This is a genomic window from Microbacterium sp. X-17, assembly GCF_039615055.1.
Genome location: NZ_JBDHNI010000001.1, coordinates 410635 through 417946, shown reverse-complemented (window position 1 = coordinate 417946; position 7312 = coordinate 410635). Strand labels below are relative to the sequence as shown.

Annotated in this window: 8 protein-coding genes; 4 read left to right on the top strand and 4 right to left on the bottom strand. The window is 69.8% G+C overall.

Annotated features, from left to right (window positions below; genetic code table 11):
- Window positions 1–114: 114 nt before the first annotated feature.
- On the top strand, window positions 115–555 hold the full coding sequence (locus ABCS02_RS01960) for a DUF805 domain-containing protein (protein WP_345833930.1): 441 nt from the start codon (window positions 115–117) through the stop codon (window positions 553–555).
- Between the two features lie 6 nt (window positions 556–561).
- On the opposite strand, the gene ABCS02_RS01955 is transcribed toward ABCS02_RS01960, so the two are convergent.
- Window positions 562–1185, bottom strand: a complete 624-nt coding sequence (locus tag ABCS02_RS01955; RefSeq protein ID WP_345833929.1) for a TetR/AcrR family transcriptional regulator — start codon at window positions 1183–1185, stop codon at window positions 562–564.
- A gap of 107 nt (window positions 1186–1292) precedes the next feature.
- Here ABCS02_RS01955 and ABCS02_RS01950 point away from each other — a divergent pair, with 107 nt between their 5' ends.
- The gene (locus ABCS02_RS01950) at window positions 1293–2816 is read left to right on the top strand and encodes an MFS transporter (RefSeq protein WP_345833928.1); all 1524 of its coding nucleotides are present in this window, start codon (window positions 1293–1295) and stop codon (window positions 2814–2816) included.
- Window positions 2817–2977: 161 nt separating this feature from the next.
- On the top strand, window positions 2978–4420 hold the full coding sequence (locus tag ABCS02_RS01945) for an AAA family ATPase (protein WP_345833927.1): 1443 nt from the start codon (window positions 2978–2980) through the stop codon (window positions 4418–4420).
- A gap of 6 nt (window positions 4421–4426) precedes the next feature.
- On the opposite strand, the gene ABCS02_RS01940 is transcribed toward ABCS02_RS01945, so the two are convergent.
- Entirely contained in the window at window positions 4427–4828 is a 402-nt protein-coding gene (locus ABCS02_RS01940; RefSeq protein ID WP_345833926.1) for a VOC family protein, read from the bottom strand.
- 57 nt (window positions 4829–4885) lie between these two features.
- On the opposite strand from ABCS02_RS01940, the gene ABCS02_RS01935 reads away from it, so the two are divergent.
- Window positions 4886–5365: a MarR family transcriptional regulator gene (locus ABCS02_RS01935; RefSeq protein WP_345833925.1), complete on the top strand. Its 480-nt coding sequence runs from the start codon at window positions 4886–4888 to the stop codon at window positions 5363–5365.
- 21 nt (window positions 5366–5386) lie between these two features.
- Here the strand turns inward: ABCS02_RS01935 and ABCS02_RS01930 are convergent, their stop codons facing one another.
- Window positions 5387–6700, bottom strand: a complete 1314-nt coding sequence (locus ABCS02_RS01930; protein ID WP_345833924.1) for an AMP-binding protein — start codon at window positions 6698–6700, stop codon at window positions 5387–5389.
- A 15-nt stretch (window positions 6701–6715) separates the two neighbouring features.
- Complete coding sequence (gene paaI, locus ABCS02_RS01925; RefSeq protein ID WP_345833923.1) at window positions 6716–7117, bottom strand: hydroxyphenylacetyl-CoA thioesterase PaaI; 402 nt, start codon at window positions 7115–7117, stop codon at window positions 6716–6718.
- Between the last annotated feature and the right edge of the window lie 195 nt (window positions 7118–7312).

The window sequence follows — 7312 nt, the reverse complement described above, 5'->3', positions numbered from 1 at the left end:
CTGCTGCGTCCGTTTGGGGGCTAACCCCCTGCTTTTTCGCGAATTTCGGCACGAATCGCAGACGCTAGGCTGTGGCCGCTCCACTCGACGCTCACCACGACGAAAGGAACCACGATGACCGCACCGCAGTCCTCCGCCTCCGCGCCCCTCGACCAGCCGCTCTACGGCGCGTCGTTCGGCGACGCCATCCGGCGGTTCTTCAGGAAGTACGCCGACTTCACCGGCCGGGCCAGCCGCAGCGAGTTCTGGTGGTGGTACCTGTTCGCCATCATCATCGCCGTCGTCTACTCGATCCTGCTCCAGTCGCTCGGAACCATCGGCAACGGCGGGCGCGGGTACGGCCCGCTCGGCTGGATCCTGATCGTGGTCTACATCGTGTGGGTGGTGGCGATCCTGGTCCCGAGCATCGCGCTGATCTGGCGCCGCCTGCACGACGCGAACCTCGCCGGCCCGTTCTTCTTCCTCGGCTTCATCCCGGTGGTCGGCTGGATCATCCTGCTCGTCTTCTACCTGCTCCCGTCGAAGCCCGAGGGCGCCCGGTTCGACCGGCGCTGACGCGGCTCAGGCTCCCGGCCGGATTCCCACGGCCGGGAGCAGCACGCCGTCGATGAGCGACAGCAGATACGCGCGGTCGACGGGCTGCTGCAGGATGAGCACCCGGTAGGCCGTCATCGACGGCATGATCATGGACAGCGTCTCCACGTCGGTGTCGGCGGAGATCTCGCCGCGCTCGATCGCCCGCTGCATGAACAGCCGGTTGAGGGAGGCGCGCGGCTCCACGATCGCAGCCGTCACGGCGTCCACCAGGTCGGGGTCGCGAGCGAGCATCGAGGTGAGCCCTGCCATGATCTGGAGCTTGCGCTCGCCGTCCTCGATGGTGTGCGGCTTGACCATCGCCACGAGGTCGCCGCGCAGCGTGCCCGTGTCGGGCAGGTGGTCGAAGTCGATCGCGTTCTTCTTCATGCACGCGATCGCCTCGACGACGAGCTCACCCTTGGAGGCCCAGCGCCGGTAGACCGTCGCCTTACCCGCCTTGGCGCGCGCGGCGACCATGTCCATCGTCATGCGGTCGTAGCCGGTCTCGGCGAGGACCTCCAGCGCGGCGTCCAGGATGTCGGCGTCGCGGGTGTGATCGCGCTTCCGGCCGAGCTTGGGCGCGGAGTCGCTGGCGTCGAGCTGCGTCATTGCGGCCTTCCCCCTGGTTCGTCTGGTGATGTCGTGTGGACCATTCTAAGGTTAATTTTAGAACTCGGGAGATCCGAAACTGCTGAGTTTCGTATATGCTGTCCCGCATGACCCAGACTTCTCCCTCTCCCTCGGTCGCGCCCGCGGCGCCGGACGGCGGCGTTCCGCACTCGCGACGCTGGTGGACGCTCGTCACCGTGGCGATGGCCCAGCTCATGGTCGTGCTCGACTCGACCGTCGTGAACATCGCCCTCCCGGCCGCCCAGCAGGACCTCGGCTTCTCCAACGCCGACCGGCAGTGGATCGTCACCGCCTACTCGCTCGCATTCGGCAGCCTCCTGCTGCTCGGCGGCCGCATCTCCGACCTCATCGGCCGCAAACGCGCCTTCATCATCGGCCTGATCGGCTTCGCCGGCGCCTCCGCGCTGGGCGGCGCCGCCGGCACGTTCGGGATGCTGGTCGGCGCCCGGGCGCTGCAGGGCGCGTTCGGCGCACTGCTCGCCCCGACCGCGCTCGCGGTCCTCACCACGACCTTCACGGTCCCGAAGGAGCGCGCCCGCGCGTTCGGCATCTTCGGTGCGATCGCGGGAGCGGGCGGAGCGGTCGGCCTCCTGCTCGGCGGCGTGCTCACCGAGCAGTTCAACTGGCGCTGGAACCTCTACATCAACGTCTTCATCGCCATCGCCGCGATCATCCTGGCGACGGTGTTCGTCACCGCCGGCCACCGCACCGGCCCGCGCCCGAAGCTCGACATCCCGGGCACCGTCCTCGTCTCCGGAGCCCTGTTCTCGCTGGTCTACGGGTTCTCCAACGCGGAGAGCGACGGCTGGGACTCGCCGCTGACCTGGGGCTTCCTCGCCGCGTCCGGGGTGCTGCTGATCGCCTTCGTACTGTGGCAGCGGCGCGCCGCACACCCGCTGCTCCCGCTGCCGATCGTGCTCGACCGCAACCGCGGCGCCTCCTACAGCTCGATCCTCATCGCGGGCTCCGGGATGTTCGGCATCTTCCTGTTCGTCACCTACTACCTGGAGACGACCCTGAAGTTCACGCCGATCCAGACCGGCCTGGCCTTCCTGCCGATGATCGTCATGCTGGTCATCGCCGCGCAGTTCTCGACCAACCTGTTCGTGCCGAAGTTCGGTCCGAAGGTCATGGTGCCGATCGGCATGGTGATCGCGGGCTCCGGGATGCTGCTCCTCACCCGCCTCGGCGTGACGGCGAACTACGGCACCGAGATCCTCCCGGCCCTGATGGTGATGGGCGTCGGCATGGGCTCGATCATGCCCGCGGCCATCCAGACGGCCACGCTCGGCGTCGACCGCCACTTCGCCGGCGTCGCCTCGGCCCTGGTGAACACGAGCCAGCAGGTCGGCGGCTCCATCGGCACCGCCCTTCTCAACACGCTCGCGGCGACCGCGCTGACCGACTACCTGTCGGCGCACCTGCCGCCGACGCCGCACGTCATCCAGGAGGCGGCGGTGCACAGCTACTCGACCGCGTACTGGTGGAGCGCGGGGTTCTTCGCCTTCGGCGCGGTGCTGTCGGCGCTGCTGTACCGGCGGCGGCGTCCGGTGGTGGCGGCAACCGCCGCCAACGCGCCGACCGACGCCGAGCCCGTCGCCATCCACTGATCGAAGGGCACGTAGACGCCCCTAAAAACCGGTTTTAGGGGCGTTTACGTGCCCCTCGGCTCCTGATAGTCCGCTGGACGCCGGTGGACGTGGTGACCCGACGGGTCTACTGTCCACCTTCGGTCTGCGTTCTCCTGCGCGCGGACCGCGGAAGGAGTCCCGTGGCCCTCAACCTGCCCCTGTCACCGCACCTCAGCGTGCGCCTCGACCCGGACGCGACCGGCGAACTGCTGGTCGACGGGTCCCCCGAGTGGTTCTCCGAGCCGACCACCGAGCAGTTGCGCGAGGTCGTCCTCGGCCGGGTCGGTCAGATCGCCGCGGGCGCCGGGCACCCGGTGCAGCTCACGGTCTCCGACGAGGAGGGCGACTGGCTGCTGGTCGTGCACCCCGACGGCTCCATCGGCGACGAGGAGGAGCTGGCCGCCGAGAGCATGGCCGAGCCCGTGCCGTTCGCCGATGTGCGGGAGGCCGCGCGGCATCCCGAGCCGACGGCGTTCAACGACCTGCTCGGCGCCGCCGCGAGCGACCCGGAGCCGGCGACGGCGCCCTTCAACGACCTGCTCGGCTCGCCGACGTCGACGGCGCCCGTACCGCTGCCGACCGCCCAGACCGAGGCTCCCTCCCGCCCCGTGAACCCGTCACCCGTCACCGCGCCGGAGCCCGTCGAGCTGGTGCCGCGCTCACCCGAGCGGAGGTCGTTCCTGCACGTCGAGAAGCCGCGCCCCGACCTTGCGCGCTCCGGCGTTCGCGGCGCCCTCTCCCGCGCGGGCATCCCCATGTCGCCGTCGTCGGCGGAGCTGAAGGAGCGCGAGGAGCTGGAGGCCGTGAGCCGGCACTGGGCCGGCCCCCGGACCATCGCGATCGTGAACGGGAAGGGCGGCGCGAACAAGACGCCGACCACCGCCCTGCTGTCGGCCGTGTTCGCCCGCAACGGCGGCTCCGGCGTGCTCGCGTGGGACAACAACGAGACCCGGGGCACGCTCGGCTGGCGCACCGAGCAGGACGACCACGACGCCACCCTCCAGTCGCTGCTGCCCGCCGCCGACCAGCTCCTCTCGGCCGGCGCCCGCAGCGCCGACATCGGCCACTTCGTGCACCACCAGAACGCCGACAAGTACGACGTGCTGCGCTCCAACCCGACGATGCTGGCGACCCAGCAGCGCATCTCCAGCGCCGACTTCGACCGCCTCCACCTAGTGGCGACGAAGTTCTACCGCCTGGTGATCATCGACAGCGGGAACGACGAGTCGGCCGAGCGCTGGCTCCGGATGATCGACCACACCGACCAGCTCGTCATCGCGACGACGGCGCTCGGCGAGCATGCGGAGGCCGGCGCCCTGCTGCTGGAGGCGCTCATGCAGCGCGACGCCCAGTCGGCCCGGCTGGCGCGCGACGCGGTCGTGATCGTGTCGCAGTCGGAGCGCACAGGGCCGGAGTCGAACGTGACCCGCGTCGCCAAAGGCTTCGAGCCGCTGGCGCGCCGCGCGGTCACCATCCCGTTCGACCCGGAGATGCACGGTGGGCGGCTGGCCTTCGACACGCTCGCGCCGCGGACGCGGCGGGCGTGGCTGCATGCGGCGGCGGCGGTGGCGGAGGGGCTGTAGGACGCGCTACCGCGCCCCGAAGCGCGCCACCGCCTCCGGTGTCACCGGCGTGAAGAAGTTGATCACGGTCCCGTCCGGATCGCGGAACAGCATCGAACGGTTGCCCCAGGGCAGCGTGGTCGGCTCCATCACCAGGCCGCCCGCGAGCTCCACGATGCGGTCGCGGTCGGCGTCGACATCGTCGACCAGGAATTCCAGCATCATGCCGCCGTTGGAGCGCGGAGCGACGGACGCAGCCGCGAAGCGGTCGGTCAACGCGGTCGCGCTGATCGCGATGGTGCCGCGGGAGGTGACGAGCTCGGCGAACTGGTCGGTCGCCCACTGCGCAGGGATGCCCAGCACCTTCTCGTAGAAGGCGACGAGTCCGGGGACGTCGTCGGTGGGGAAGCGGACGGATGCGAAAGTCATGGCGAGCTCCTGTCTGTATCAGTCAACTTATATAAGTTGACTGATACAGTGTAAGCCATGCCCGAGCAGAACATCCACGGCCCGCGCGACTTCGGCGACCGGCTGACCTACCTCGTCCGGCGCATCGACGGCGCGCTCGCCCAGCGCCTCGACCAGCGGCTCCGCGACTACGGGCTCACCCCCGCACAGCTCTCCGCGCTCGCGCAGCTCGACATCGAGCATCCCGGCACACTGACCGGCGCGCAGTTGGCCGACCGCTCCGGCGTGACCGCGCAGTCGATGTCCGCGGCGATCGCGCGCCTTCTGGAGCGCGGGCTGGTGACACGGACGCAGAGCACCGTCCACGGGAGGCGGCTCGACGTCTCCCTCACGCCGGCCGGCGCCGAACTCCTCCACACGGTCCAGCACGAGACCCTCGATGCGGAGGCCGCTGTCGACTTCGGGCTGGACGACGGCGAGCTCGACCAGCTCAAGCAGACGCTGCGGCGCGTCGCGCGTGCGCTCGGGGTGTTCCTTCCGGCCGAGCACACGGGCTGACGGCCGGCCTCGGAGAGCGGCTCAGCGGTAGTCGTACACCCGCTTGTACTTGCCCTCGCTGCGCGGCAGCTCCCCCGGCTCGGCGAGCACCACGTCGACGGTCGTGCCGATGTGCACCTTGATCTTCTGCCGGAGCACCTGCGCGGCGGCCTCGCAGACCTCGCGGTCGAGGTCGGGATGGCGCTCGATGCGGACGGTGAGCGCGTCCATCCGGCCGTCCTTGCGCAGTTCGAGGACGAAGTGCGGGGTCAGCGTCTCGATGCCGAGCACCAACTCCTCGATCTGGGTCGGGAACAGGTTGACCCCGCGCAGGATGATCATGTCGTCGTCGCGGCCGGTGATCTTCTCGATGCGGCGCAACGCCGGGTAGGCGCTGCCGGGCAGCAGCCGGGTCAGGTCGCGCGTGCGGTAGCGGATGACGGCGAAGGCCTCCTTGGTCAGCGACGTGAAGACCAGCTCGCCGGTCGTCCCGTCCGCCACGGGCAGCCCGGTCTCGTGGTCGATGACCTCCGGGAGGAAGTGGTCCTCCCAGACGTGCGGGCCGTCTTTCGTGACCGCCGACTCGCTCGCGACGCCCGGTCCCATCACCTCGCTCAGCCCGTAGATGTCCACCGCGTCGAGGCCGAGGCGGTGCTCGATCTCGCGGCGGAGCTCGTTCGTCCAGGGCTCGGCGCCGAGGATCGCGACCTTCAGCGATGTGCCGCGCGGGTCGAGCCCCGCGGCCTCGATGGCGTCCGCGATGGTCAGCAGGTAGCTGGGCGTGCACATGATGGCGTCCGGCTCGAAGTCGTGGATGAGCTGCACCTGCCGCGCGGTCTGGCCGCCCGACATCGGGATGACCGTCGCGCCGAGCCGTTCGATGCCCGCGTGCGCGCCGAGGCCGCCGGTGAACAGCCCGTAGCCGTAGGCGTTGTGGACCTTCCAGCCGGCGGCGACCCCCGCGGCCCGGAGCGAGCGCGCGACCAGGCCGGCCCAGCGGTCGAGGTCGCCCTGTGTGTACCCGACGACGGTCGGCCGCCCGGTCGTCCCGGAGGAGGCGTGGATGCGGCGCACCTCCTCCATCGGCACCGCGAACATCCCGAACGGGTAGGTCGAGCGGAGGTCCTCCTTCGTCGTGAACGGGAGGCGCACGACGTCGTCGAGCGTGCGGATGTCGTCCGGGCCGACACCCGCGGCGTCGAACTTGGCCCGGTAGAGCGGGACGTTCTCGTAGGCGTGCCGCACCGTCCACTGCAGCCGCTTCAGCTGGAGGTCGCGGAGCTCGTCGCGGCCGATCGCCACGGGGTCGATGTCGGTCAGGTCGGGGGCGGCGGGAGCCGGTGTCGTCGTCGACATGGTGTCCTTACGGGGTCATTCGGTGGTGTTGCCGTGCTCGACGGCCGACCGGTTGGTGGTGAGCGAGCGGCCGCGGAACTCCGCGACCACGTCGCCGGTCTCATCGGTCACGGTGACGTCGTAGACGCCGTTGCGGCCGACCACGGTGCGACGCACGGCGCGCGCGGTGAGGGTCTGACCGGCCCGGGTGGACTTCAGGAAGGTGATGTCGGCGCCGGCGGCCACGGTCACCCGCTCGTCCTCGTTGCAGGCGATGGCGAACGCGGTGTCGGCGAGCGCGAACACCAGGCCGCCGTGCGTGATGGCGAAGCCGTTCGTCATGTCCTCGCGGACCGTCATGGCGACGACCGCCTCGCCCGGCTCGTCCCTCTCGACCACCATGCCGAGGGCCGCGGAGGCGCGGTCCCGGAGCATCATGGGCCGGAGTGAGTCTGAGCTCATGTGCGCACCACCCACGGAACCTCCTCGTTCCTTACCGATCGTTCAGTAAATAGTGGCATCGAGGGTGGCGCGGCGCAACAGGCGCATGGCCGCCCGCAGGATGAATACTGACATTCATTAACGGATTTGAAATTTCAATGATGCATTGTTAGCGATTGATTGCAATTTCTG